Origin of the sequence: Curtobacterium sp. MCJR17_043 (assembly GCF_003224315.2) — a bacterium.
Classification (GTDB): domain Bacteria; phylum Actinomycetota; class Actinomycetes; order Actinomycetales; family Microbacteriaceae; genus Curtobacterium.
This window is the reverse complement of the sequence record NZ_CP126259.1, coordinates 2,473,434-2,498,309: the sequence shown is the minus strand read 5'-3', so window position 1 is coordinate 2,498,309 and position 24,876 is coordinate 2,473,434. Positions and strand designations below refer to the sequence as shown.

Genomic DNA, 24,876 nt, shown 5'->3' with positions numbered 1-24,876 from the left:
TCGCTGTGCCTGACACCACCACGGACGACGAACTCGTCCCCCCGGAGGCGGCCCGCTGCACTCCTCGTGCTCGTCGCCGTCGTCGGGCTCGAGTTCCTCGCGATGGCCGCCGTGACGGTCTACCTGCTCGTGGAACTCCTCACGACCCCGGCAGCGGGCATCGCGTCCGGGATCGCCCTGCTCGTGCTCGCGGTCCTCGCGACCGTCTGGCTCGGCGCGATGGTGGCCGGGCTCCGCCGCGGACGCGCCTGGGTGCGCAGCGGTGTGGTCGTCTGGCAGGTCCTGCAGGGTGCCCTTGCGATCGGGGCGTTCCAGGGCGAGTCGCGGGTGGCGTCCGTCGGGTGGGCGCTGCTCATCCCGGCGCTGCTCGGCATCACGCTCGTGCTCAGCCGGCCGGTGACCGCGGCACTCGTGCGCCGGGACTGAGCGGCGACGGGCCCGAGCAGCACCGGGCCCGAGCAGCACCGGGAGGCGGGCCGTCAGACCAGGCCGAGCTTCTTCCGCAGGCTCGCCACATGGCCGGTGGCCTTGACGTTGTAGAGCGGCAGCTGGACGCGGCCCTCCTCGTCGACGACGATCGTCGACCGGATGGTGCCGGTGACGATCTTGCCGTAGTTGTTCTTCTCACCCCATGCCCCGTACGCGCGGTGTACGGCGAGATCGGGGTCGCTCAGCAGCGGGAAGCTCAGGGCCTGCTCGGAGTGGAAGCGCTGCAGGGCGGGCAGCTCGTCCTTCGAGACGCCGAGGACCTCGTAGCCGGCGGCCTGGAGCGACGACATGTTGTCGCGGAAGTCGCAGGCCTCGGTGGTGCAGCCCGGGGTGGACGCCGCGGGGTAGAAGTACACGATCACCTTCCGTCCGCGGAGGTCCGCGAGCGCGTGCTCGGTGCCGTCCTGGTCGGGGAGGGTGAAGTCGGGGGGCGGTGTCGCCGGCGGCGAGACGGTCGCTCAAGTGGGGCTCCTGTTCGTCCGGTGCCGCGAGTGGTCAACGGCACGCAGAAGTCATGCTATTGTTGATTCCCGTCGCGGGGCGCACGCCGAAGCGGCAGGACAACTCCACACCACGCACCTCTAGCTCAATTGGCAGAGCAACTGACTCTTAATCAGTGGGTTCTCGGTTCAAGTCCGAGGGGGGTGCACCAACCGAAGACCCCGACCGATCCGGTCGGGGTCTTCGTCGTCCTACCGGCGTTCCACGCACCGTGCCTCGCGAGACCGTCGTGCCCGACACGCCCGACCCGGTTCCGGTCACCATCTCGACCGGACGGCCCAGCCGCCGGCGCTGCGTCACCCGTCGGACAGCTCCACCACTCGCTCCTCGCCGACCACCGCATCGAGCCCGCCCGACGACACCGCCGCCAACTCCGCCCGGAGTTCTGCGATCCCGTCGGTCGGCACCCACACCTCGAACGTCGCCTCCGCGCCGTAGACCGTCGCGCCGGAGGTGGCGTCGTGCCGCTGCACCCACGCGCGCAGGGCGTTGTCCACCCGTCCCGCGTCGGCGTGCGGGACCGCTACGGTCACCTGCGTCCGGGCGGCGCGGCGGACGACCTCCGCCCGGTCAAGCGTCTCGGACACCGAGGTCGAGTAGGCCCGGACCAGCCCACCGGCACCGAGCTTCACGCCGCCGAACCACCGGCTGACGACCACGACGACGTCGGTGAGGTCCCGCCGACGGAGGACCTCGAGCATCGGGACGCCCGCGGTGCCCGAGGGTTCACCGTCGTCGGAGGACCGGGCCTGGTCTCCGAGGACGCCGGTGACCATCGCGGTGCAGTGGTGCCGGGCGTCCCACGAGCGACGGCGGACGTCCGCGATGACGGCCTCCGCCGCCGCCGCGTCCGCGGCGGGGTGCGCGAGGGTGACGAACCGGGAGCGCGACACGACGATCTCGTGCTCGACCGGGCCGGCGATGGAAGCGGGGTACCGGCGGGACACCCGTCCGAGGGTAGTGGCGCAGTAGGGTGGTCGGGCACGGGATCGAAGGGGGGCGACGATGACGGGATCGGTGCCGAAGGGCGGCGTGCTCGACGCGGGGGGAGCTCGCGCGACGGCTCAACCTGCTGCTCGACTTCGAGGAGTCGCAGCGTGGTGCACCCGTGCCCTTCGCGGAGATCGAGCAGTACGTGGCCGACGGCGGCGGTTCGCTCTCGCGCGCGAAGTGGACCTACATGGTTTCCGGTGACGGGCGGCGGAACAGCGACACCCAGCTGCTGCGCCTGCTCGCGGGCTTCTTCGAGGTCGACGACCGTTTCCTGCTCGAGGACAGTGAACTGCCCGAGCGCATCGGCGCGCAACTCGCCCTCGTGCGGGCCGTCCGTTCGGCCCGGGTGAGCGGTTTCGCAGCGCGGACCTTCCCCGGTGAACTCTCGCCGGAGGCCCTCCGCCGCATCGCCGAGGTCATCGAGCAGGAGTCGCGCAGCGGCGGTGCGGTGTGACCGCGCCGACGCTGGTCGACCGGTTCTGGCAGCTGGGCGAGGACGCGGGCTGGACCGGGATCGACGACGCCGTCGCGGCGGCCGAGGACCTCGTCGGCAAGCCGATCACCGTCCGTGAGGAGTCGTTCCTGGCCGACGAGCCGGTGTGCGGCTTCGTCGCGACGCTGGAGCACCGTCACCTCGTGATGATCTCCCCGACGCCGTCCCCGACCTTCCGCGCGTTCGTCATCGGACACGAGCTCGGCCACGTCCTGCACGGACACCACGAGACCGCGCCGCAGGCCGCCGCCATCCGGAGCCTCATCCCGGACCTGCCCGAGTACAAGGTCGAACGGGCCCTCGCCCGCGGCCTCTTCGAGAACGAGTACGAACGCGAGGCCGAGCTCTTCGCCGACCGGCTCGCGCAGCTGATCCGCGGCCACCGCGAACGTCCGAGTGCGTTCCGCGGGGTCTTCGGGTGATCCTCGCCGTCGTCCAGGCGGTCCTGCTCGTCGTCGGGGCGGTCGTCCTCTCCGTCGTGCAACGCGGGCAGGACCGGACGCTGGCACTGACGTTCCTGCTGTTCTCGGGCACGGTCGTCGCCGGCGTCGACCCCCCTGTACCGCGCCGTCGACCCGCTGCTCGGCGGACGGAACGTCTTGACACTCGTGTGCGACGTCCTGATGGCGGCGGGGACGAGCACGCTGCTCTGGGGCGTCGCGAAGGCCGTGGGAGCGGCACGGCCGTGGATGCGCAGGGCGGTCGTCGCGTCGTGCTCCGTCGTGGTCGTCGCCGTCGTGACGGCGTTCGTGCTGCTCGACCCGGTCCCGACGACCACGACGTTCATGCTCGCCGTCGGTGCGCAGCCCCTCGCGGCGGTCTACTCGATCGTGCAGACGACGTACCTGGGCGTCGCCCTCGGCGCCACCGGGCTCATCTGCGTGCTGCGCATCCGGGAGGCCCGGACCGGTCCGGACCGAGTCGGCCTGTGGGCGCTCGTCGCCGGCGGGGTCTTCGGCGTCGTCCGCATGGTGGTCGTCGCGGTGATGGACCTGGCCCACGTCGCCGGCCGGATCGACGTCACGCGGGCGCTCGCCCTGCCGTACGACGTCACGACACCGGGCGCGGTGCTGCTCGTCGCATCCGGCATGCTCCTGCTCGTTCTCGGCCACCGGCTCTGGCAGAGCAGACGGACCCGGGCGCTGCAGGATGCCCTCCGCCGTCTCGAACCGGTCCACGCCCGACTCGGCACCGACAACGAGTACCCCGACTCCGACGACCCCGCGACCCGGCTCAGCCGTCTCATCGTCGAGGTGAACGACGGCGCCCGTCGACACCGCACACCGCTCAGCCCGGCCGACCAGGCAGCGCTGGCCGAGGCGGAAGCGGTCCTCGCGGGCACCTGACCCCGGGCCCGACCACCCGGTCGTGTACGCTCTGTAGCACGTGCTACACCCGGTGTGGTCGCGGGTCTCGGCCGGTCGTGGGGGGCGGCCGAGGCCCGGGCGTAGGATCGTCGGGTGCTCGTCTTCGCTGCAGTGGTCCTGATCGTCGGCGCCGTCTTCAACGTGGTCGCGTGGCCGCGCTTCTTCCAGCGCGTCGCGAAGGACTCCCGCGCCCGGGACGCCGCGGGCCGCCCGACGACGTTCTGGCGCGTGCACTTCGTGCTGCTGCTCATCGCGCTGGTGATCGCGGTGGCCTCCGTGCTCGCCGCGGTGCTGCTGCTGGTCTGACGCCCGCCCGCCCGCCCCTGCCGGCGACGTCGCTACGACGCGGGCGGGAGCGGCGCACCGAGCGCCGAGCGCAACGCGACGTCGGCGACCGCCTCGTCGGCGGGGGAGAGCAACACCCGCCAAACGTCGTCCGGCGTGACGAACTCGACGCAGACCGCGTCGTCGTCGCACTCCTCGATCCGCCACCCCTGCACGGCGTCCATCGGTACCGGGAGCAGCGCGTCGCGCTCGAAGCTCGTCTCCGCGGTGACCCGGTCACGGAACACCCGCACCCGGCACGTGGCGCCACGCCAGGTGTGCTGCAGGTCGAGCGTCGGGAGAACAGGAGAGTCCGGCACCCGCTGATCGTACCGGCGGGTGCCGGACCCGTGCCACGTCGGGGGGGTCAGCTGCGGCCGTCGCCGTCCGTGTGCTCGGTGGACCGCCGCACCTGCGCGGCCGGGTCGCGGCCGGTGATCGGGTACGGACCGGTGACGCCCTGGCGCAGCGAGGCGATGCGGAGGATCCGGTCACGCTGCAGGAACCAACCGACGACCAGCAGCGGGATGACGACGACCAGCGAGGCGATCGTGTACGTCCCGACCGGGTAGTCGATCGCCATGAGCACGATCACCGACGCGAGGAACGCCAGCGTCAGCCAGCTCGTGACGGGAGCCCCGGGCAGCCGGAACGTCGGTTCCTTCGCCAGCCCCTGCTTGGCCCACTGTCGCAGCTTCATCTGGCAGAGGATGATCGTGCCCCACGCCGTGATGATGCCGAGGCTGGCGATGTTCAGGGCGATCTCGAACGCCTGTCCCGGCACGAAGTAGTTCAGGACGACACCGGCGACGGTGAAGGCCGCGGTGAGCAGGATGCCGGCGTACGGCACGCCGCCCTTCGACATCTTCGTGGTCCACTTCGGCGCCGAGCCGTTCATGCCCATCGAGTGCAGCGCGCGGCCGGTCGAGTACAGCCCGGCGTTCAGGGACGACAGCGCCGCGGTGAGCACGACGAAGTTCATGATCGACCCGACGACGACCCCCCACCTGCGGGTTCCCGATCGACGAGAAGAACGTGACGAAGGGGCTCTCGCCCTCCTTGTACGCCGTGTACGGCAGCAGGATCGACAGGAGGACGATCGAGCCGACGTAGAAGACCGCGATGCGGAAGACGACGGAGTTGATCGCGCGCGGGATGACCTTCTCGGTGTCCTGGGTCTCGCCCGACGCGGTGCCGACGAGCTCGATCGCGGCGTAGGCGAACACGACGCCCTGGATGACGAGGACGGCCGGCAGGACGCCGTTCGGCAGGAGCCCGCCGTTGTCGCCCCAGATCGAGAAGCCGGTCCGGACCGCCTCGCCGCCGGTCTCCACCGGGAACGCGAAGACGAGCCAGACGATCGCGACGACCAGGAACGCGACGAGCGCGGCGACCTTGATGAGCGCGAACCAGAACTCGAGTTCGCCGAACACCTTCACCGCGACCATGTTCGCGGCCAGGACGACGACCAGGGCGATGAGTGCGAGGAGCCACTGCGGGGCCGCGGTGAACGCCGACCAGTACTTCAAGTAGACCGCGACGGCCGTCGTGTCCACGATCGAGGTCATCGCCCAGTTGAGGAAGTACATCCACCCGGCCGCGTAGGCGAACTTCTCGCCGTAGAACTCGCGGGCGTACGAGATGAACGACCCGGAGGAGGGCCGGTGCAGCACGAGCTCCCCGAGTGCCCGGAGGATGAAGAAGGCGAACACGCCCGCGATCAGGTACGTCACCGCGAGGGCGGGACCGGCGGTGTGGAGCCGGCCACCGGCACCGAGGAACAGGCCCGTCCCGATCGCGCCACCGATGGCGATCATCTGCAGTTGCCGGGGCTTCAGCCCGTGCTGGTAGCCCTCCTGCTCGTGCGAGAAGTCGTTCGCCGGAGCGCGGTCGACCCCCCGTGTCGTTCTTCGCTGTCATGGCCGACACGCTACCGCCGCACGTCCGACCCGGGCGCCCTGCGGCCTCCGCACCTCGTCCCACCGCGCCCGATGGCCTTCCCGCGGCCCGCTCCCTGGCCGCCGCCTGGACGACGAGTGACGCGGGACCCACCACGATGGACGGATGGACATCTTCCTCCGACTCCTCGTCGCGATCGGGATCGCCCTGCTCGTCACGGCCGTCGCGTCACTCGTCCTGCACCTGGTCTTCCGGGCGCTCGGTCGGCGGGAACGCTGGGCGGCCGCGCTCTCCCGGCGCACGAAGCACCCGACCCGCACCACCCTGCTCCTCGCCATGCTCTGGACGGCGTTCAGCACGAGCATCCCGCGCGACGCCGACCGGTTCCCGTGGCGGGACGAGGTGTCGCACGTCTTCCTCATCGCGATGATCGGCGTCGGGTGCTGGTTGGCCTGCGAGCTCGCGATCTTCCTCGAGAGCCTCGGGCTGCACAAGTACCGCGTGGACGTCCCCGACAACCGGGTCGCCCGCCGGGTGCGAACGCAGGTGCTCATCATCCGGCGACTCACCGTCGCCGTCCTCGTCATCATCGCCGTCGGTGCGATCCTGCTCACCTTCCCCGGGGTGGAGGCCGCCGGCGCGAGCGTCCTGGCGAGCGCCGGGCTCCTCTCGGTGATCGCCGGTCTCGCCGCGCAGTCGATGCTCGGGAACGTCTTCGCGGGCATGCAGCTCGCCTTCTCCGGCTCGATCCGGGTCGACGACGTCGTGGTGGTGGAGACGCAGTGGGGCCGGATCGAGGAGATCACCCTCACCTACGTGGTCGTGCACCTGTGGGACGACCGGCGGTTCGTGCTGCCCTCGACCTACTTCACGAGCACCCCGTTCGAGAACTGGACCCGCACGGGCAGCGAGCTGCTCGGTGCGGTCGAGTTCGACCTCGACTGGCGGGTGAGCCCGTCGGAGATGCGCGAAGAGCTCGACCGCATCCTCGAGACGAGCACGATCTGGGACGGCCGCACCAAGGTGCTGCAGGTCACGGACGCCGTCGGGGGACTGGTGCGCGTCCGCATCCTCGTCACCGCGCCCGATGCCGGCGGCCTGTTCGACCTCCGGTGCTACGTCCGCGAGGAGATGGTGGAGTGGATGCAGCGCCAGCACCCGGAGGCACTGCCGCTGCAGCGCGTCCAGCTCACCGACCCGGTGCAGGAGCCCGCGGCACCGCGCCGGCCGCGGAGCGAGAACGACTCCCAGCTGTTCGGTGAGGGCGACGAACGCTCCGCCCTGTTCACCGGCCCGATCCAGACCTCGGGCATCCGCGCCGAGGACGTCCCGCCCGAGCGGCGCTGACCAGCTGTCCCATGACGGACGGGAGGCCCGCTACCAGCTGGTAGCGGGCCTCCCGTCCGTCGTGTGGTGCCGTCAGCGTGCTGCGCGCTGCTTCGCCTTCACCGCGCGGTCGTCCTCGACGACCGTGCCGACCGCCACGATCGTGGTCGAGAGCCAGGCCACCCAGGTCAGGGCGAGCCGCCAGTCGCGCGGTCCACGCCTGGTCGTCTGCAGCACGCTGTAGCCGCTGATGAGCGAGCCCCACACCGCACCGCTGAACATGAACTTCCGCACGGGTTCCTCCTGTCGTCGTCCGGCCCACGTTACCGGGCGGTACATTGGAGCGCCGCCGGGCGCACAGGGACCGCCGGCCATCCCAGCAAGGAGTCGCATCGTGCGCCAAGCCGTCATCGGAGCCGTCCTGCTCGCCGTCGGGGCGGTGTGCGTCGCCCTCGGGTTGCTGCCGCTGCCCGAACTCGCGGCGCTCGCGGAGCGGGTCCTGCCGGTGCTCGGCTTCGTCCTCGGGCTGACGATCGTCTCCGAGCTCGCCGCGGACGCGGGCGTCTTCGACCGGCTCGCCGACCTCGCCGCGCGGATCGGCGGCGGACGGACGATCGGCCTGTGGGCCGCGGTCGTCGTGCTCGCCGTGGTGTGCACGGTGTTCCTGTCGATCGACACCACCGCGGTCCTGTTGACACCGATCGTCATCACGCTCGCGCGCCGGGTCGGGCTGCCGCCGATGCCCTTCGCCCTCACCACCGTCTGGCTCGCGAACACGGCATCGCTGCTGCTGCCGGTGTCGAACCTGACGAACCTGCTCGCGGTGGACGGCATCGGACTCGACGGGCCGCTGCCGTTCGCCCGGTTGATGGTGTGGGCGGCGCTCGCCGGGGTCGTCGTGCCCTGCGCGGTGCTGCTCGTGGTGTTCCGTCGCTCGCTGTTCGGGCGCTACACGCCGGTCGGGCTGCGGAAGGCGTCCGATCCGGTCTTCTCCTGGGCGGCGTCCGTCGTCCTCGTCGCCCTGGTCGTGGCCCTGACCGCGGGGGTCGAGGTCTGGGTCGCCGCCGTCCTCGCGGCGCTCGTGCTCATCGGGGTCGCGGCGTGGCGGGCACCCTCGGAGCTCAGGCCGTCCCGCGTGCCCTGGTCCACGCTCGTGTTCGCCGCCGGGCTCTTCGTCGTCGTCGAGACCCTGCACGCCACCGGGGTCACCGACCCGATCGTCCAGGCGGTCGGCGGGGGGCACCGGGACCGGTCCGCTGCTGCTCCTCGGCGGGGCAGGGGCCGTCGCGGCGAACGCGATCGACAACCTGCCCGCCTACCTGGTGCTCGAACCGGCCGCGGGGCACGAGGCCCTGCGGTACGCGGCGCTGCTCGTCGGCGTGAACGCCGGGTGTCTCATCACGCCGTGGGCCTCGCTCGCGACGCTGCTGTGGCACGCGCGGCTCACGGCCGAGGGCATCCACCTTTCGTGGGGGCGCTACATCGCCCTCGGGTGCGTGGTCGCGCCGCTCACCGTCGTCGCGGGCGTGCTGGCGCTGCAGATCTGATCCGTCGTGCCCGGCGCGCTCGCGGTGCCGGCACTCAGAGCCAGTCGCGGTGCTTGAACGACCGGTAGAGGACCAGCGACGTCACCACGGTGAGCGCGAGCGACGCCCACAGCCCGCTCCACTCGCCCTCGCCGGGGAACTCCACGTTCTGCCCGAAGAAGCTCGTGATGCCGGTCGGGATGGCAATGATCGCCGCCCAGCTCGTCACCTTCTTCATGACGGTGTTCTGCCGGTTCGACGCCAGGTTCAGGTTCGTCTCCAGGACGCTGGAGACCGCGTCGCGCTGCTGCTCGACGGTGTCCGCGATCGACACGAGGTGGTCCTCCACATCGCGGAAGTACGGGCGGACCCCGTCGACGATCGTCTCGGCGTCACCGTGCAGCAGCGACCCCACGCTGTCCCGGGTGGGGACGACGAGCCGGCGCAGCACGCCGAGCGCCTTCCGGAGCCGGAACGAGCGCCGCTGGATTTGCTGCTCGCGCGGGTCCCCGTTCTCGAACAGGTCGTCCTCGAGCGCGTCGATGTCCCGCTCGATCGTCTCGAGGACGCTCGTGGCGTGGTCGACGACCGTGTCGAGCAGGCCCCACAGCAGCCACGGGACCCCGTGGTCGGCGAGGTCGCTGTTGGCGTCCCACCGGCGCTGGACCGCGGAGGTGTCGAAGTCGGCGCCGTGGATCGTCACGAGCGCGTGGGAGGTGACGAACGCCTTCACCTCGTGGGTGACGAGTCCACCGTCCTCGCCGGGGCCGTGCGCGTCGTAGACGACGAGGAACAGGCTGTCCCGGTACCGGTCGAGCTTCGGGCGTTGCCCGCGCTCCACGGCGTCCTCGACGGCGAGGGCGTGGATGCCGAGCTCGCCCTCGACCTGCTCGAGGTCGGCCGGTGTCGGATCCGTGAAGTCGACCCAGACGAAGGCGCCGTCGCGGGCGACCAGTTCCGACACGTGTCCGACCGGGAAGTCCTGCTCCGCCGGCGACCCGTCCTGCCAGCAGCGCGTGCTCACCATGGGGCGAGCCTAGTGAGGCGGTCCGGTGGCACCCGACGGTCTGGGCGCTCCGGTGCCCGTCCGTGAACATCCGCTCAGCCCGGTCGACCGGTCGCTGGTAGTTTCGGGGTCGACGCCCCGGCAGGCCGCCGGGCAGGAACGGAGCACCCGCCACCCATGCCCGCAGACCGCACGGACAGCACCCGGTACGCATTCATCGTCGCCTCGAACCGACTGCCCGTCGACCGGGTGGTCGAGGAGGACGGTTCGGAGGGCTGGCGGCACTCTCCCGGCGGCCTGGTCACGGCGCTCGAGCCGGTGATGCGCCAGAACGACGGGGCCTGGGTGGGGTGGGTCGGCCAGCCGGACGTCACGGTCGAGCCGTTCGACAACGAGGGCATCCACATCGTCCCGGTCCCGCTCAGCGCGGACGACGTGCAGGAGTACTACGAGGGCTTCAGCAACGACACACTGTGGCCCCTGTACCACGACGTCATCGAGCACCCGAGCTACCACCGCGACTGGTGGAACGCGTACAAGCGTGTGAACCAGCGCTTCGCGGAGCAGGTTGCCGAGATCGCCGAGCAGGACGGCATCGTCTGGGTGCAGGACTACCAGCTGCAGCTCGTGCCGGCGCTCCTGCGCACCCTGCGTCCCGACCTGACGATCGGGTTCTTCAACCACATCCCGTTCCCGCCGGTCGGCATCTACGCCCAGCTGCCCTGGCGCGCGCAGATCCTGGACGGCCTGCTCGGTGCGGACGTCATCGGGTTCCAGCGGCAGGACGACGCGAGCGACTTCCTCCGTGCGGTGCGGCACATCAAGGGCTACACGACGAAGGGCTCGATCGTCGACGTCCCGGTGGACGACCCGCAGGCACCGCGGAGCCGCAAGGGCGTCACCGTCCGGCACGTCGAGGCCCGGCACTTCCCGATCTCGATCGACGCCGAGAGTTTCGAGGAGATCGCCCGCCGTCCCGAGGTGCAGCAGCGCGCGAAGGAGATCCGTGACGGTCTCGGCAACCCCGCGACCGTCCTGCTCGGCGTCGACCGGCTCGACTACACGAAGGGCATCCGCCACCGCATCAAGGCGTTCGGCGAGCTCGTCGAGGACGGCCGCCTCGCGGTGGAGGACGCCGCGCTCATCCAGGTCGCCAGCCCGAGCCGGGAACGCGTCGACACCTACCGGATGCTCCGCGACGAGATCGAGCTCACCGTGGGACGCATCAACGGCGACCTCGGCGTCATCGGCCACCAGCCGATCTCGTACCTGCACCACGGCTACCCCCCGCGAGGAGATGGTGGCGCTCTACCTCGCCGCCGACATCATGCTCGTCACGGCGCTCCGCGACGGCATGAATCTCGTCGCGAAGGAGTACGTCGCGAGTCGCTTCGACAACGACGGCGTGCTCATCCTCTCCGAGTTCGCCGGTGCCGCCGACGAGCTCAAGCAGGCCGTCATCGTCAACCCGCACGACATCGGGGCGCTGAAGGACTCCATCCAGCGCGCGATCGAGATGCCCCGACGGGAGCGCTCGACGCGCATGCGGGCCCTCCGCAAGCGCGTGCGGGACAACGACGTGGCGCGCTGGTCCCGCTCGTTCCTCGAAGCGCTCGACCGCCATGCGCCGAAGAGTGCCCAGATCGACCCGGACGCAGCCGACCAGGGGGGAGCCGCACCGCGAGGCGCCGACCGACGGCACGTCGATCTTCGACCAGGACGCCCAGACCGCGCGCGCCGCCGAGGACACCCGGGAGGACCGCGATGCCTGACCGGACGACGGAGACCGGTCTCGTCCAGGCGCTCGAGACGCTCGCGGCTGCGCCGCGACTGCTCGTGGCGCTCGACTTCGACGGCACGCTCGCGCCCTTCGCCGACGACCCCGCACGGGTGGGTGCGCTGCCCGGCAGTTGGGCCGCCGTCCTCACCCTGCAGCGCGCGCGGGACACGGAGGTCGTGCTCGTGTCCGGACGGCCGCTCGGCAGCCTGGCAGCGGTGTCCCACGCGCCGGAGACCATGGCGCTGATCGGCTCGCACGGCGTCGAGTGGCGTGTCGACGGCCACGACGAAGCCGCGCTGACCGAAGAAGAGACCGCCAGGGTCGCCCGGATCGGCGCTGCACTCGACGCGGTCGGTGCCCGCCACCCCGGCGTCGTCATCGAGCACAAGCCGGCGGGCCACGGTGTGCACACCCGGCGGGTGAGCGCGGAGGAGGCCGCCGCGACGAACGCCGAGGCGAGCCGTGCCGCGCACGACGCCGACCCCGGCGTGCTCGAGCGCGGGGGGCAAGGACATCCTCGAGTTCGCGGTCCGCCACGTCACGAAGGGCGACGCGATCGACCGCCTCCGGGAGCTCCGAGGAGCGGACGCGGTGTTCTTCGCCGGCGACGACGTGACCGACGAGGACGGCTTCCGGGTGCTCCGCGACGGCGACGTCGGCGTGAAAGTGGGGGAGGGGGACACCCTGGCCGCCCACCGTGTCGCCGATCCGGCAGCCCTGACCGACGTGCTCAAGCAGCTCGGACGACTCCGGGCCACGCGCTGACCGAGGGCGCAACACGATGCAGACGCATGGTGTTGCGCCACTGGTATCCCAAACGGTCCTAGACTCTGGACATGCCTGACATCGACGTGAAGCCGCGCAGCAGGGTCGTCACCGACGGGATCGAAGCAACCACTTCGCGTGGCATGCTGCGGGCCGTCGGGATGGGCGACGAGGACTGGGAGAAGCCGCAGATCGGCATCGCCTCGTCCTGGAACGAGATCACCCCCCTGCAACCTCTCCCTCGACCGCCTCGCCCAGGGCGCCAAGGAAGGCGTCCACGGCGGCGGCGGGTACCCGCTGCAGTTCGGCACCATCTCCGTGTCGGACGGCATCTCGATGGGCCACGAGGGCATGCACTTCTCGCTCGTGTCGCGTGAGGTCATCGCCGACAGCGTCGAGACGGTCGTCAGCGCGGAGCGCCTGGACGGCACCGTCCTGCTCGCCGGCTGCGACAAGTCCCTGCCGGGCATGCTCATGGCCGCCGCGCGCCTCGACCTGGCGAGCGTGTTCCTCTACGCCGGGTCGGTCATGCCGGGCTACGTCAAGCAGGCCGACGGGTCGATGAAGGAAGTCACGATCATCGACTCCTTCGAGGGTGTCGGTGCGTGCAAGGCCGGCACGATGACCGAGGAAGAGCTCAAGGAGATCGAGTGCGCGATCGTCCCCGGTGAGGGCGCCTGCGGTGGCATGTACACCGCGAACACGATGGCGAGCCTGGCCGAGGCGCTCGGCATGTCGCTCCCCGGCTCCGCCGCGCCGCCGAGTGCCGACCGCCGCCGCGACTACTACGCGCACCGCTCGGGCGAAGCCGTCGTGAACATGCTCCGCCTGGGACTGACCGCCCGGCAGATCCTGACGCGCGAGGCCTTCGAGAACGCCATCACCGTGCTCATGGCCCTCGGTGGGTCGACGAACGCCGTGCTGCACCTCCTCGCGATCGCCCACGAGGCCGAGGTCGAGCTCACCCTCGACGACTTCAACCGCATCGGCTCGAAGGTCCCGCACCTCGCCGACATGAAGCCCTTCGGCAAGTACGTCATGGTCGACGTCGACCGCAACGGCGGCATCCCGGTGATCATGAAGGCCCTGCTCGAGGCCGGCCTGCTGCACGGCGACTGCATGACCGTCACGGGCAAGACGGTCGCCGAGAACCTGGCGGCGATCGACCCGCCCGAGCTCGACGGCGAGGTCTTCCGGAAGATCGACAACCCGATCCACGCGACCGGTGGCCTGACGATCCTGCAGGGCTCGTTCGCGCCGGAGGGTGCCGTCGTCAAGACGGCCGGCTTCGACGCCTCCGTGTTCGAGGGGCCTGCGCGGGTGTTCGACCGCGAGCGTGCCGCGATGGACGCCCTCACCGAGGGCCGCATCCAGAAGGGCGACGTCGTGGTCATCCGCTACGAGGGACCCAAGGGCGGACCGGGCATGCGCGAGATGCTGGCCATCACAGCGGCCATCAAGGGCGCAGGCCTCGGCAAGGATGTACTACTGTTGACGGACGGTCGATTCTCAGGCGGCACAACCGGCCTCTGCATCGGCCACATCGCACCGGAAGCCGTGGACGCAGGTCCAGTGGCATTCGTGCGCGATGGCGACCGCATCCGTGTCGACATCGCGGCTCGCTCGCTCGACCTACTGGTCGACGACGCCGAGCTGGAATCCCGCCGAGCAGGCTGGGAACCGTTGCCCCCCGCGCTACACCCGCGGAGTCCTCGCGAAGTACGCCAAGCTCGTCCAGTCCGCCGCCCTCGGCGCGGTCACGGGCTGACGTCGACACCCGACACATCGCCATCCCTCCAGGCAAGGAACCGTTCATGCCCACGGAAGCCACACCGCTGTCCGCTGCCGGAGCACGTCGCTCACCAGAGGTCCTGACCGGCTCGGGAGCCGTCCTCCGGACGCTCGAGCACCTCGGGATCACCGACGTCTTCGGCCTGCCCGGCGGCGCCATCATCCCGTTCTACGACGAGCTCATGGCGTCCACGACCATCCGCCACATCCTGGTCCGGCACGAGCAGGGCGCCGGCCACGCCGCCGAGGGCTACGCGTCCTCGTCCGGCAAGGTCGGCGTCGCGATCGCGACGTCCGGCCCCGGTGCGACGAACCTCGTCACCGCGATCGCCGACGCCTACATGGACTCCGTGCCGTTCATCGCGATCACCGGGCAGGTCTTCTCGACCCTGATGGGGACGGACGCCTTCCAGGAGGCCGACATCGTCGGGATCACGATGCCGATCACGAAGCACTCGTTCCTCGTCACGAAGCCCGAGGACATCCCCGCCACGATCGCCGCCGCGCACCAGATCGCGACGACCGGCAGGCCCGGCCCGGTGCTCGTGGACATCACCAAGGACGCGCAGCAGATGTCGGCGCCGTACATCTGGCCGCCGAAGATCGACCTGCCGGGCTACCGTCCGGTCACGAAGGCACACGGCAAGCAGATCACCGCCGCCGCGCAGCTGCTCGCCGAGTCGAGCCGCCCGGTCCTGTACGTCGGCGGCGGAGTCATCCGTGCCGGTGCCTCCCCCGGAACTCCTGCGCTTCGCCGAGGCGACGGGCGCGCCGGTGGTCACGACGCTCATGGCGCGCGGTGCGTTCCCGGACTCGCACCCGCAGCACCTCGGCATGCCGGGCATGCACGGCACCGTGCCCGCGGTCCTCGGGCTCCAGGAGAGCGACCTCATCATCGCGCTCGGCGCCCGCTTCGACGACCGCGTGACCGGGAAGGCCGACGAGTTCGCCCCGGACGCCAAGGTCGTGCACGTCGACATCGACCCGGCCGAGATCTCGAAGATCCGCTTCGCCGACGTGCCGATCGTCGGGGACGCGAAGGTCGTGCTGGCGGACCTGCTCGAGGCGTGGGCCGCCGTCGACCAGTCCGAGCGCGCCTCCACGGCCGACTGGTGGGCGCACCTCGACAAGATCCGTGCCGACTTCCCGCTGGGGTACGTCGAGCCGCAGGACGGCCTCATCGCACCGCAGCACGTCATCCGCCGCATCGGCGAGATGACCGGACCGGAGGGCGTGTTCGCCTCCGGTGTCGGGCAGCACCAGATGTGGTCGGCACAGTTCATCCAGTACGAGCGCCCGAACGCGTGGCTCAACTCCGGCGGCGCCGGCACGATGGGCTACTCCGTCCCCGCAGCCATGGGTGCCAAGGTCGCCCAGCCGGACCGAGTGGTCTGGGCGATCGACGGTGACGGCTGCTTCCAGATGACCAACCAGGAGCTCGCGACCTGCGTCATCAACGACATCCCGATCAAGGTCGCGGTGATCAACAACTCGTCGCTCGGCATGGTGCGGCAGTGGCAGACGTTGTTCTACGACGGCCGGCACTCGTTCACCGACCTGCAGACCGGGCACGGCACCCGCCGCGTGCCGGACTTCGTCAAGCTCGCGGACGCCTACGGAGCCCTCGGCATCCGGGTCGAGCGTCCCGAGGACATCGACGCCGCGATCCAGCTCGCGCTCGACACCAACGACCGCCCGGTCGTCATCGACTTCGTGGTCAGCCGCGACTCGATGGTCTGGCCGATGGTCCCGCAGGGTGTCGGCAACTCCTCCATCCAGTACGCCCGCGAACTCGCGCCCACCTGGGACGACGAGGACGCCGACATGACGGGGGGAGCCCGCATGAGCCACGTCCTGTCCCTCCTCGTGGAGGACAAGCCGGGTCTGCTGACCCGTGTCGCCGGGCTGTTCGCCCGACGCGGCTTCAACATCGAGTCGCTCGCCGTCGGCAGCACCGAGGTGGACGGCCTGAGCCGCATCACCGTGGTGGTCGACGTCGAGGACCTGCCGCTCGAGCAGGTGACGAAGCAGCTCAACAAGCTCGTCAACGTCATCAAGATCGTGGAGCTCGACTTCCCCCCAGTCGGTGCAGCGCGAACACATGCTCGTGAAGGTGCGTGTCGACAACCAGACCCGGTCCGCGGTGCTCGACGCCGTGACGCTGTTCCGGGCGCAGGTCGTCGACGTCGCCACCGACTCGCTCGTCGTCGAGGTGACCGGTGACCCCGGCAAGATCCAGGCGATCCTGCGCGTCCTCGAGCCCTACGGCATCAAGGAGCTGGCCCGCGCCGGCCTCCTCGGCATGGGCCGCGGACCGAAGAGCATCACCGACCGGGTGCGCTGAGCACCGGTCAGCCAGAGACCACCGAACCAAGGAGATCACGCACCGTGACTGACATCGTGTACGACGCCGACGCCGACCTCAGCCTCATCCAGGGCAAGAAGGTCGCGGTCATCGGCTACGGGTCGCAGGGCCACGCCCACGCCCTCAACCTCCGCGACTCCGGCGTCGAGGTCAAGATCGGCCTCAAGGAGGGTTCGAAGAGCCGCCAGAAGGCCGAAGAGGCCGGCTTCGAGGTGCTGACCCCGGCCGACGCCACCGCGTGGGCCGACGTCGTCGTCATCCTCACGCCGGACCAGGTGCAGCGGATCGTCTACAAGGACGACATCGCCCCGAACCTCAAGCAGGGTGCGACGCTCGTCTTCGGTCACGGCTTCAACATCCGCTACGGCTACATCGAGGCGCCGGAGGGTGTGGACGTCTCGCTCGTCGCGCCGAAGGGCCCGGGGCACACCGTCCGCCGCGAGTACGAGGCCGGCCGTGGTGTCCCGGTCATCGTCGCGGTCGAGGTCGACGCGTCCGGCAGCGCCTGGGACCTCGCCTGGTCCTACTCCAAGGCCATCGGCGGTCTGCGCTCCGGCGGCATCAAGACCACGTTCACCGAGGAGACCGAGACCGACCTGTTCGGTGAGCAGGCCGTCCTCTGCGGTGGCACGTCGCAGCTCATCCAGTACGGCTTCGAGACCCTGGTCGAGGCGGGCTACCAGCCGCAGATCGCCTACTTCGAGGTCCTGCACGAGCTCAAGCTCATCGTCGACCTCATCTGGGAGGGCGGCCTCACCAAGCAGCGCTGGTCGATCTCCGACACCGCCGAGTTCGGCGACTACGTCTCCGGCCCGCGCGTGATCTCCCCCCGAGGTCAAGGAGAACATGAAGGCGGTCCTCGCCGACATCCAGGACGGCACCTTCGCGAAGCGCTTCATCGAGGACCAGGACGCCGGTGCCCCGGAGTTCCAGGCCCTCCGCGAGAAGGGTGAGGGGCACCCGGTCGAGGCGACCGGCCGCGAGCTCCGCAAGCTCTTCGCGTGGAAGCAGGCGGACTCCGACTACGTCGACGGTTCGGCCGCGCGGTAGTCTGCCTGAGACAAGCTCGACCCGCGAGGCGGCGGTGCAGTGCACCGCCGCCTCTCGATGTGACCCGGACACGATGCAGCAGCTCCTCCAGAACCCCGACGTCTCCGGACGTCGACACAGCGCGACGACGCCCGACGTCGTGCCGGTCGTCGCGCCCACGGCGTGGCGCGGGCCCGCCGCCGGACATGGGATGATCGTCGGATGGCGGTGACGAGACGAGCGGTCCACATCGGCGCCGGCAAGATCGGGCGCGGGTTCGTGGGCCAGTTCCTCGTGGCGAGCGGCTACGACCTGACCTTCGTCGACGTCGACGAGCGTGTGGTCGCCGCCCTGAACGAGGCCGGCCGGTTCGTCGTGCACGAGGTCGGCGAGATGCCGGTCGAGCACACCGTCGCCGGGTTCCGCGCGCTGAACAGCAAGACGGACCGCGACCGCGTGGTCCGGGCGATCGCCGAGGCCGACGTCGTCACCACCGCCGTCGGGGCCCGCACCCTGCCTCTCGTGGCGCCGCTCATCGCGGAGGGCCTCGCGGCCCGTCCGCTCGACCGCGGCGAGGTGACGATCGTCGCGTGCGAGAACGCGTTCAACGCCACCGACTCCCTGCACGCGAGCATCCGCCGTGCCCCGATCCTCGAGGACCGCGACATCGCCGCGGTCTTCGCGAACTGTGCGATCGACCGCATCGTCCCGGACCAGTCCGGCGTCCTCGGCCAGTCCGGCGGTCTCGACGTCGTGCTCGAGCCCTTCTACGAGTGGGTCATCGAGCGCACGCCCTTCGCCGGGACCGCCGCCGAGCACCCCGTCATCGACGGCGTGACCTGGGTGGACGACCTGCAGCCGTTCGTCGAGCGCAAGCTCTACACCGTCAACACCGCGCACGCGACCGCCGCCTACCACGGCTGGGTGCGCGGCATCCGGCTGATCCGGGAGGCCCTCCAGGACCCCGCCGTGCGCGCCGAGGTCGACGGGGTGCTCGCGGAGACGACCGCACTGCTCGTCGCGAAGCACGGCTTCGACCCGGAGGAACACGCGCGGTACGTCGCGGCGAACCTGACGCGCATCGCGAACCCGCTCCTGCCGGACACGACGCTGCGCGTCGGCCGGAACCCGCTGCGCAAGCTCGGTCGCCGCGAGCGGTTCATCGGCCCGGCCGCGCAGCTCGCGGAGCGGGGCCTCCCCCGTGGACCACCTCCTCGGCGCCGTCCGCGTCGCGCTCGAGTTCGACGACCAGGACGACCCGGAGTCGTACGAACTCCACGCGCTGCTCCGCTCCGGTGCGACGGCGCACGCCCTCACCGAGATCCTCACCGGACTGATGGAGGGCCACCCGCTGTTCCCCGCCGTCCGCGACGTCGTGGCCGGTGTGCTCGAGACCCAGCCAGCCCAGGCATGAGCGGCGACCCTCGTAGACTCGACGGCATGACGGAGGCACGCGAACCCGACGACGACGACGCCCTGTCGTGGGGTGACGCGGACGACGCCACGCACGTGGACGCCGCGCACAACCCGATCGCCGTCCGGGAGCGCGACGAGCGTGACCCCGACGCGCCCGAGACCTCCGGGGCGCTCATCGGGTTCGGCGTGTTCGGCGGGCTGTACCTGCTGTACACCGTGGCGTGGCTGCTCACCGCCTCGACGACCTACGTGTCCGGCGTCGACCGGGTGCTGAGCGGCTACGTCGAGGTCCTGCGCTTCCTGTCGATCGTCGCCCCGGCGCTGTGGTTCACGGTGGTGCTCTGGGCGGCCCGCGGTCGGAGCACCCGCACCCGCCTGCTGTGGATGCTCCTCGGCGCGGTCGTCCTCTTCCCCTGGCCGTTCCTCATGACGCGGAGCTTCGGGTGACGGCGGTCGACGGCCGTGCGGGCCGCGCGGCACGGTTCCGCACCGGACTCCTCGCCCGGATCGCGATCTGGGCCGTGTTCGCCGTGCTGCTGGCGTACATGACCGTGCAGAGCGTCGGGAACCTCGTGACCGTGTCGCGCTCGGTGCAGGAGTTCAACGCGTTCATCGCGAGCTCGTCCGGCGGCGATTCGCTCCGACGCGCCGTGCCGTGGGTCTGGCTCGTCCTGGACATCGTGATCGCGCCGCTGGCCTTCGTCGTCGCGCTGTGGGTCACCCGCCGGTCGACGCTCGCGGTGACGGCAGCGGTGTTCCTGCTCGCGTTCGCGGCGGCCGGAGCGCTCTGGCTCGACCTGCAGCTCTTCGTCCCGCGCCTGCTCGACTTCTGAGCCGGGCGGACCGTCCGGGTCGGCGACGCTGACGGCGTCGTAACGACCCCGCCGCGTCGGTAGGGTGGTGGTACACCACCCGTCTCGTGTGAGGAACAGCAGTCGTGTCGAAGCCGGTCGTCCTGATCGCCGAAGAACTCTCGCCCGCCACCGTCGACGCCCTCGGGCCCGACTTCGAGATCAGGAACGTCGACGGCACCGACCGTCCGGCCCTGCTCTCCGCGCTGTCCGACGCGCACGCGATCCTCGTCCGGTCCGCGACGAAGGTCGACGCCGAGGCGATCGCCGCGGCACCGCAGCTGCAGGTCATCGCCCGCGCCGGCGTCGGGCTCGACAACGTGGACATCAAGGCGGCCACGACCGCCGGCGTCATGGTGGTGAACGCGCCGACGTCGAACATCATCTCGGCTGCCGAGCTGACCGTCGGGCACATCCTGTCGCTCGCGCGCCACATCCCGGCGGCGCACGCGTCGCTGGCCGCCGGCGCGTGGAAGCGGTCGTCCTACACGGGCGTCGAGCTGTACGAGAAGACCGTCGGCATCATCGGCCTCGGTCGGATCGGCGCGCTCATCACGCAGCGCCTCCAGGCCTTCGGCGTCTCGGTCATCGCGTACGACCCCTACGTCACGACGGCTCGTGCACAGCAGCTCGGGGTGGAGCTCGTGTCCCTCGAGGACCTGCTCCGCCGTGCCGACTTCACCACGATCCACATGCCGAAGACCCCGGAGACGGTCGGCATGATCTCCGACGACCAGTTCGCGCTCATGAAGCCGACCGCGTTCGTCGTCAACGTCGCCCGCGGCGGCCTCATCGACGAGGACGCGCTGTACCGCGCCCTGACGTCGAACACGATCGCCGGTGCCGGGCTCGACGTCTTCGTGTCCGAACCGCCGAAGGACTCGCCGCTCGTCTCCCTGCCGAACGTCGTCGTGACGCCGCATCTCGGTGCCTCGACCGACGAGGCGCAGGAGAAGGCCGGTGTCGCCGTCGCCAAGTCGGTCCGCCTGGCACTCGGGGGGCGAGCTCGTGCCCGACGCGGTCAACGTCGCCGGCGGGGTCATCGACCCGTACGTGCGGCCCGGCATCCCGCTCGTCGAGAAGCTCGGCCAGGTCTTCACCGCGATGGCGACCTCGCCGGTCACGAGCATCGACGTCGAGGTGCACGGCGAGCTCGCCGAGTACGACGTCAGTGTGCTGAAGCTCGCCGCGCTCAAGGGCGTGTTCACCGACGTCGTCAGCGACCAGGTCTCCTACGTCAACGCGCCGCTCATCGCGGAGCAGCGCGGCGTCACCGTCCGGCTCATCACCGACGGCGACAGCCCCGAGTACCGCAACCTCCTCACGATCCGCGGCGCGCAGTCCGACGGTCCGGCGATCAGCGTCTCCGGCACGCTCACCGGCTCGAAGCAGGTCGAGAAGCTCGTCGAGATCAACGGCTACGACGTCGAGGTCGCGCTCGACAAGCACCACGTGGTCATGGCCTACACGGACCGGCCGGGCATCGTAGCGGTGTACGGCAAGGAGTTCGGCGACGCGGGCATCAACATCGCCGCCATGCAGATCGCCCGCCAGTCGGCCGGTGGGGAAGCGCTCAGCGTGCTGACCGTCGACTCGCCGGTCCCGGACGAGGTGCTCGAGCACGTCCGTTCCACGATCGACGCGGCGTCGCTCCGCGAGATCGACATCACGCTCTAGGAGACCCATGTCGCAGACGCTCAAGCTGGCGGTCATCCGCGGGGACGGCATCGGCCCCGAGGTCGTCGACGAGGCCCTCAAGGTCCTGCACGCGGTGGTCGGTGCGGAGCTCGACGTGCAGGAGACCGCCTTCTCGCTGGGTGCGAGTCGCTTCCTCGAGACCGGGGACGTCCTCACCGAGGACGACATGGCGGCGATCGCCGAGCACGACGCGATCCTCCTCGGAGCCGTCGGCGGTGACCCGCGGGACCCACGGCTCGCCGGCGGGATCATCGAGCGCGGGCTGCTCCTGAAGCTGCGGTTCGCGTTCGACCACTACGTCAACCTCCGGCCGACGACCGTGCACGACGCCGTCGCGTCACCGCTCGCCGCACCCGGGGACGTGGACTTCGTCGTCGTCCGCGAAGGCACCGAGGGTCCGTACGTCGGCAACGGCGGCGCGATCCGCGTGGGGACGCCGCACGAGATCGCCACCGAGGTCTCGCTCAACACGGCGCACGGCGTGGAGCGCGTGGTGCGGTACGCGTTCGACCTGGCCTCGCGGCGACCCCGGCAGCACCTCACCCTCGTGCACAAGAGCAACGTCCTCGTGCACGCCGGGTCGCTCTGGCAGCGGACCGTCGCCGCGGTGGGGCAGGAACACCCGGACGTCACGGTCGACTACCAGCACGTCGACGCCGTCATGATCCACATGGTGCGGGAGCCGTCGCGGTTCGACGTCATCGTGACGGACAACCTCTTCGGCGACATCATCACCGACCTCGCCGGGGCGATCAGCGGCGGCATCGGTCTCGCCGCCTCCGGAAACATCAACCCGGACGGCACCTTCCCGAGCATGTTCGAGCCGGTCCACGGATCGGCGCCCGACATCGCCGGCCAGCAGCTGGCCGACCCGACCGCCGCCGTCCTGTCCGTCGCCCTCCTGCTCGACCACATCGGCCGACCGGACCTCGCGGCGGCGGTGACGCAGGCGGTCGAGGCCGACCTCGCCGACCGGGGCACCACACAGCGGTCGACGGCCGAGATCGGTGACGCCATCGTCGCCGCGGTCACCGCACGCACCACCACGGCCTGACAGGAGCCATCCCATGAGCAACGACACCAACGACGGCAGCGACAGCAGCGGCGCCGACTTCGCACTGGACTTCGCGACCACTCCGTCCCCGGAGCGTCGTGCCGCGGCGGAACGCGAGGAGATCCTCGCCGACCCCGGCTTCGGCAAGCACTTCACCGACCACATGGCGTCCGTCTCGTGGACGATCGACCACGGCTGGCACGGCGCCTCGGTCCACGCGTACGGACCGCTCTCCCTCGACCCGAGCGCGAGCGTCCTGCACTACGCGCAGGAGATCTTCGAGGGCATGAAGGCGTACCGGCACGCCGACGGGTCGGTGTGGTCGTTCCGTCCGGACGCGAACGCGCGACGGTTCGCCCGTTCGGCGCGACGGCTCGCGCTCCCGGAACTGCCCGAGTCGGTCTTCGTCGAGTCCGTCCGGCAGCTGGTCCGCGCGGACGAGGCCTGGGTGCCGTCGGCCCCGGAGACGAGCCTGTACCTCCGCCCGTTCATGATCGCGACCGAGGCCTTCCTCGGCGTCCGCGCCGCCCACGCGGTCCAGTACCACTGCATCGCGAGCCCAGCTGGGGCGTACTTCACCTCGGGGCCGGAGCCGGTGTCGATCTGGCTGTCGACCCGGTACGCCCGCGCAGCCCGGGGCGGCACCGGTGCGGCCAAGACCGGCGGCAACTACGCGGCGTCCCTGCTCCCGCAGCAGGAGGCGTACGAGCACGGCTGCCAGCAGGTGATGTTCCTCGACTCCGAGAAGGGCGAGTACCTCGAGGAGCTCGGCGGCATGAACGTGGTCCTCGTCCGCGCCGACGGCACGCTGATCACGCCCGACTCGGACTCCATCCTCGAGGGCATCACGCGCGACTCGATCCTGCAGCTCGCGGTGGACCGCGGCCTCCGGGTCGAGCGTCGTCCGGTCAGCCTCAGCGAGTGGCGGGACGGCGTCGCGGACGGCACCATCACCGAGGCCTTCGCGTGTGGCACCGCGGCGGTCGTCACGCCGATCGCGGAACTCCGTGGCGACGGCTTCACGATCGGTTCGCCGACCACCGGTGCCGGCGAACTGACGATGTCGCTGCGTACGGAACTGACGGACATCCAGTACGGACGCCGTCCCGACCCGCACGGGTGGATGGTCCGGTTGACGGAGCCGACGACCACCACGAGTGCTGAGTAGGGTCGACGCGTGAAGATCGCACGGTTCAGCACCGAGGGGGGAGGACCCCCCGTTACGGCATCCTCGATGAGCGCGCACTGGTGGTGCTCGCCGGCGACCCGATGTACCAGGGCTTCGAGACGACGGGGGGAGCGGGTGCCCCCTCGCGGACGCGAAGCTGCTCGCCCCGGTCATCCCGCGGTCGAAGGTCATCGGCGTCGGGCTCAACTACGCCGAGCACGTCTCGGAGATGGAAGAGCACACCGCCGACGACCCGGTGGTGTTCCTCAAGCCGAACACGTCGGTCATCGGTCCCGAGGACCCGATCCGGCTGCCCGCCGACATCGGCCGCGTCGACCACGAGGGCGAGCTCGCCATCGTGATCGGGTCCCTCGCCAAGAACGTCGCGAAGGAGGACTTCGCGAGCGTCATCCTCGGGTACACGATCGCGAACGACGTGACCGCCCGTGACCTGCAGGCGCGCGACGGCCAGTGGGCCCGCGCCAAGGGCTTCGACACGTTCTGCCCGCTCGGTCCGGTGATCGAGACCGAGATCGACCCGTCGGACATCCGCATCGAGACGCGCGTCGACGGCGACCTCCGTCAGGCCGCGTCCACGAACGAGATGGTGCACGACATCCCGACGCTCATCGAGTTCATCTCGTCGATCTGGACCCTGCTCCCGGGCGACGTCATCCTGACCGGCACCCCGGCGGGCGTCGGCGCGATCCGCGACGGCGAGGTGGTGGAGGTCACGATCTCCGGCATCGGATCGCTCCGCAACCCCGTGATCGCTCGGCACTGACCGGCGACGGCACTGACCGGCGACGTCGCCGACCTCGAGGCCCGACACCGTCACGGTGTCGGGCCTCCGTCCGTCCCGGGGCCGGCCCCGTGCGCGCTGGCCGTGATCCGCGGAGGCGTGGGCGACACGCCCGGGATGGACCCCGGTTGGCAGGTCCTCGCAGGCTGTGTAGAGTAATCACTCGTTGCCGCTGAGGCGGAGAACGGATCGGCCGAGACGCTGACGGAGTTCGACTCCGGGAGATGCAGTCT

At 70.7% G+C, this 24,876-nt stretch carries 20 protein-coding genes, 1 tRNA gene and 10 pseudogenes; 24 read left to right on the top strand and 7 right to left on the bottom strand.

From position 1 onward, the window contains the following. Positions 1 to 66: 66 nt before the first annotated feature. Positions 67 to 426 (top strand): hypothetical protein, encoded by a 360-nt coding sequence (locus DEJ15_RS12925; RefSeq protein WP_284175084.1) that lies wholly within the window; start codon positions 67 to 69, stop codon positions 424 to 426. Between the two features lie 53 nt (positions 427 to 479). Here DEJ15_RS12925 and DEJ15_RS12920 read toward each other — a convergent pair. Further along, positions 480 to 926, bottom strand: a pseudogene (locus tag DEJ15_RS12920) (peroxiredoxin); the annotation flags it as partial. 138 nt (positions 927 to 1,064) lie between these two features. Between DEJ15_RS12920 and DEJ15_RS12915 the strand changes: the two are divergent. Then, a tRNA-Lys gene (locus tag DEJ15_RS12915) sits at positions 1,065 to 1,141 on the top strand. Positions 1,142 to 1,286: 145 nt separating this feature from the next. On the opposite strand, the gene DEJ15_RS12910 is transcribed toward DEJ15_RS12915, so the two are convergent. Further along, complete coding sequence (locus DEJ15_RS12910) at positions 1,287 to 1,937, bottom strand: IMPACT family protein (protein ID WP_110824479.1); 651 nt, start codon at positions 1,935 to 1,937, stop codon at positions 1,287 to 1,289. A gap of 188 nt (positions 1,938 to 2,125) precedes the next feature. Between DEJ15_RS12910 and DEJ15_RS12905 the strand changes: the two genes are divergently transcribed. From DEJ15_RS12905 to DEJ15_RS12890, 4 genes are all read left to right on the top strand, one after another. Beyond that, complete coding sequence (locus DEJ15_RS12905; RefSeq protein WP_284175083.1) at positions 2,126 to 2,437, top strand: hypothetical protein; 312 nt, start codon at positions 2,126 to 2,128, stop codon at positions 2,435 to 2,437. Then, on the top strand, positions 2,434 to 2,898 hold the full coding sequence (locus tag DEJ15_RS12900) for an ImmA/IrrE family metallo-endopeptidase (RefSeq protein WP_110824477.1): 465 nt from the start codon (positions 2,434 to 2,436) through the stop codon (positions 2,896 to 2,898). The genes DEJ15_RS12905 and DEJ15_RS12900 overlap by 4 nt, the downstream gene beginning before the upstream one ends. 177 nt (positions 2,899 to 3,075) lie before the next feature. Beyond that, on the top strand, positions 3,076 to 3,822 hold the full coding sequence (locus DEJ15_RS12895; protein ID WP_284175082.1) for a hypothetical protein: 747 nt from the start codon (positions 3,076 to 3,078) through the stop codon (positions 3,820 to 3,822). A gap of 114 nt (positions 3,823 to 3,936) precedes the next feature. After that, positions 3,937 to 4,149, top strand: coding sequence for an SCO4848 family membrane protein (locus tag DEJ15_RS12890; protein WP_110824475.1), 213 nt, complete (start codon positions 3,937 to 3,939; stop codon positions 4,147 to 4,149). 32 nt (positions 4,150 to 4,181) lie between these two features. On the opposite strand, the gene DEJ15_RS12885 is transcribed toward DEJ15_RS12890, so the two are convergent. Further along, positions 4,182 to 4,487, bottom strand: coding sequence for a hypothetical protein (locus DEJ15_RS12885; RefSeq protein ID WP_146234089.1), 306 nt, complete (start codon positions 4,485 to 4,487; stop codon positions 4,182 to 4,184). 47 nt (positions 4,488 to 4,534) lie between these two features. Continuing rightward, positions 4,535 to 6,005 (bottom strand): annotated as a pseudogene (locus tag DEJ15_RS12880) (amino acid permease). 226 nt (positions 6,006 to 6,231) lie between these two features. Here DEJ15_RS12880 and DEJ15_RS12875 point away from each other — a divergent pair. After that, positions 6,232 to 7,413, top strand: a complete 1,182-nt coding sequence (locus DEJ15_RS12875) for a mechanosensitive ion channel family protein (protein ID WP_110824473.1) — start codon at positions 6,232 to 6,234, stop codon at positions 7,411 to 7,413. A gap of 72 nt (positions 7,414 to 7,485) precedes the next feature. On the opposite strand, the gene DEJ15_RS12870 is transcribed toward DEJ15_RS12875, so the two are convergent. Continuing rightward, the gene (locus DEJ15_RS12870; protein ID WP_110824472.1) at positions 7,486 to 7,686 is read right to left on the bottom strand and encodes a hypothetical protein; all 201 of its coding nucleotides are present in this window, start codon (positions 7,684 to 7,686) and stop codon (positions 7,486 to 7,488) included. Here DEJ15_RS12870 and DEJ15_RS12865 point away from each other — a divergent pair. Both DEJ15_RS12865 and DEJ15_RS12860 read left to right on the top strand, forming a co-directional pair. Continuing rightward, positions 7,643 to 8,569 (top strand): annotated as a pseudogene (locus DEJ15_RS12865) (SLC13 family permease); the annotation flags it as partial. The gene DEJ15_RS12870 and the pseudogene DEJ15_RS12865 sit on opposite strands and share 44 nt — an antisense overlap. Positions 8,570 to 8,714: 145 nt before the next feature. Continuing rightward, positions 8,715 to 8,939, top strand: a complete 225-nt coding sequence (locus tag DEJ15_RS12860; protein WP_349814891.1) for an ArsB/NhaD family transporter — start codon at positions 8,715 to 8,717, stop codon at positions 8,937 to 8,939. 34 nt (positions 8,940 to 8,973) lie between these two features. On the opposite strand, the gene DEJ15_RS12855 is transcribed toward DEJ15_RS12860, so the two are convergent. Next, a complete protein-coding gene (locus DEJ15_RS12855; protein ID WP_110824470.1) occupies positions 8,974 to 9,945 on the bottom strand; it encodes a magnesium transporter CorA family protein in 972 nt (323 codons plus the stop codon). 156 nt (positions 9,946 to 10,101) lie between these two features. Here DEJ15_RS12855 and otsA point away from each other — a divergent pair. After that, positions 10,102 to 11,566: pseudogene (otsA, locus tag DEJ15_RS12850) on the top strand (alpha,alpha-trehalose-phosphate synthase (UDP-forming)); the annotation flags it as partial. 122 nt (positions 11,567 to 11,688) lie between these two features. Continuing rightward, entirely contained in the window at positions 11,689 to 12,531 is an 843-nt protein-coding gene (locus DEJ15_RS19630) for a trehalose-phosphatase (protein ID WP_502866107.1), read from the top strand. Here the strand turns inward: DEJ15_RS19630 and DEJ15_RS12835 are convergent. Beyond that, positions 12,528 to 12,692, bottom strand: coding sequence for a hypothetical protein (locus DEJ15_RS12835; protein ID WP_284176320.1), 165 nt, complete (start codon positions 12,690 to 12,692; stop codon positions 12,528 to 12,530). The two genes, DEJ15_RS19630 and DEJ15_RS12835, sit on opposite strands and share 4 nt — an antisense overlap. On the opposite strand from DEJ15_RS12835, the pseudogene ilvD reads away from it, so the two are divergent. The 13 genes and pseudogenes from ilvD to DEJ15_RS12775 all read left to right on the top strand — a co-directional run bounded on the left by ilvD (position 12,613) and on the right by DEJ15_RS12775 (position 24,625). Then, positions 12,613 to 14,237 (top strand): annotated as a pseudogene (gene ilvD, locus DEJ15_RS12830) (dihydroxy-acid dehydratase). The gene DEJ15_RS12835 and the pseudogene ilvD sit on opposite strands and share 80 nt — an antisense overlap. Before the next feature lie 46 nt (positions 14,238 to 14,283). Next, positions 14,284 to 16,078, top strand: a pseudogene (locus tag DEJ15_RS12825) (acetolactate synthase large subunit); the annotation flags it as partial. 24 nt (positions 16,079 to 16,102) lie between these two features. Then, a pseudogene (ilvN, locus tag DEJ15_RS12820) lies at positions 16,103 to 16,604 on the top strand (acetolactate synthase small subunit). A gap of 44 nt (positions 16,605 to 16,648) precedes the next feature. Continuing rightward, positions 16,649 to 17,578 (top strand): ketol-acid reductoisomerase, encoded by a 930-nt coding sequence (gene ilvC, locus DEJ15_RS12815; RefSeq protein ID WP_502866171.1) that lies wholly within the window; start codon positions 16,649 to 16,651, stop codon positions 17,576 to 17,578. After that, positions 17,493 to 17,675, top strand: coding sequence for a hypothetical protein (locus DEJ15_RS19625; RefSeq protein WP_502866172.1), 183 nt, complete (start codon positions 17,493 to 17,495; stop codon positions 17,673 to 17,675). Before ilvC ends, DEJ15_RS19625 begins: the two co-directional genes overlap by 86 nt. A 73-nt stretch (positions 17,676 to 17,748) precedes the next feature. Further along, entirely contained in the window at positions 17,749 to 17,886 is a 138-nt protein-coding gene (locus DEJ15_RS12810; RefSeq protein ID WP_284175080.1) for a hypothetical protein, read from the top strand. Next, a pseudogene (locus DEJ15_RS12805) lies at positions 17,877 to 19,068 on the top strand (mannitol-1-phosphate 5-dehydrogenase). The gene DEJ15_RS12810 and the pseudogene DEJ15_RS12805 overlap by 10 nt, the downstream one beginning before the upstream one ends. 26 nt (positions 19,069 to 19,094) lie before the next feature. Continuing rightward, a complete protein-coding gene (locus DEJ15_RS12800) occupies positions 19,095 to 19,517 on the top strand; it encodes a hypothetical protein (protein WP_110824462.1) in 423 nt (140 codons plus the stop codon). After that, complete coding sequence (locus DEJ15_RS12795; RefSeq protein WP_110824461.1) at positions 19,514 to 19,903, top strand: hypothetical protein; 390 nt, start codon at positions 19,514 to 19,516, stop codon at positions 19,901 to 19,903. The genes DEJ15_RS12800 and DEJ15_RS12795 overlap by 4 nt, the downstream gene beginning before the upstream one ends. A 104-nt stretch (positions 19,904 to 20,007) precedes the next feature. Further along, positions 20,008 to 21,598, top strand: a pseudogene (gene serA, locus DEJ15_RS12790) (phosphoglycerate dehydrogenase). A gap of 7 nt (positions 21,599 to 21,605) precedes the next feature. Next, the gene (locus tag DEJ15_RS12785) at positions 21,606 to 22,673 is read left to right on the top strand and encodes a 3-isopropylmalate dehydrogenase (RefSeq protein WP_110824459.1); all 1,068 of its coding nucleotides are present in this window, start codon (positions 21,606 to 21,608) and stop codon (positions 22,671 to 22,673) included. Between the two features lie 13 nt (positions 22,674 to 22,686). Next, positions 22,687 to 23,841, top strand: coding sequence for a branched-chain amino acid aminotransferase (locus DEJ15_RS12780; protein ID WP_110824458.1), 1,155 nt, complete (start codon positions 22,687 to 22,689; stop codon positions 23,839 to 23,841). Positions 23,842 to 23,850: 9 nt separating this feature from the next. Continuing rightward, positions 23,851 to 24,625: pseudogene (locus DEJ15_RS12775) on the top strand (fumarylacetoacetate hydrolase family protein). The last annotated feature ends 251 nt before the right edge of the window (positions 24,626 to 24,876 follow it).

Bases quoted from the DNA above. Each gene is read 5' to 3' on its own strand.
- DEJ15_RS12875 (WP_110824473.1), top strand. From the start codon at position 6,232: ATGGACATCTTCCTCCGACTCCTCGTCGCGATCGGGATCGCCCTGCTC.
- DEJ15_RS12855 (WP_110824470.1), bottom strand. From the start codon at position 9,945: ATGGTGAGCACGCGCTGCTGGCAGGACGGGTCGCCGGCGGAGCAGGAC.
- DEJ15_RS19630 (WP_502866107.1), top strand. From the start codon at position 11,689: ATGCCTGACCGGACGACGGAGACCGGTCTCGTCCAGGCGCTCGAGACG.
- DEJ15_RS12810 (WP_284175080.1), top strand. From the start codon at position 17,749: ATGCAGCAGCTCCTCCAGAACCCCGACGTCTCCGGACGTCGACACAGC.
- DEJ15_RS12800 (WP_110824462.1), top strand. From the start codon at position 19,095: ATGACGGAGGCACGCGAACCCGACGACGACGACGCCCTGTCGTGGGGT.
- DEJ15_RS12785 (WP_110824459.1), top strand. From the start codon at position 21,606: ATGTCGCAGACGCTCAAGCTGGCGGTCATCCGCGGGGACGGCATCGGC.
- DEJ15_RS12780 (WP_110824458.1), top strand. From the start codon at position 22,687: ATGAGCAACGACACCAACGACGGCAGCGACAGCAGCGGCGCCGACTTC.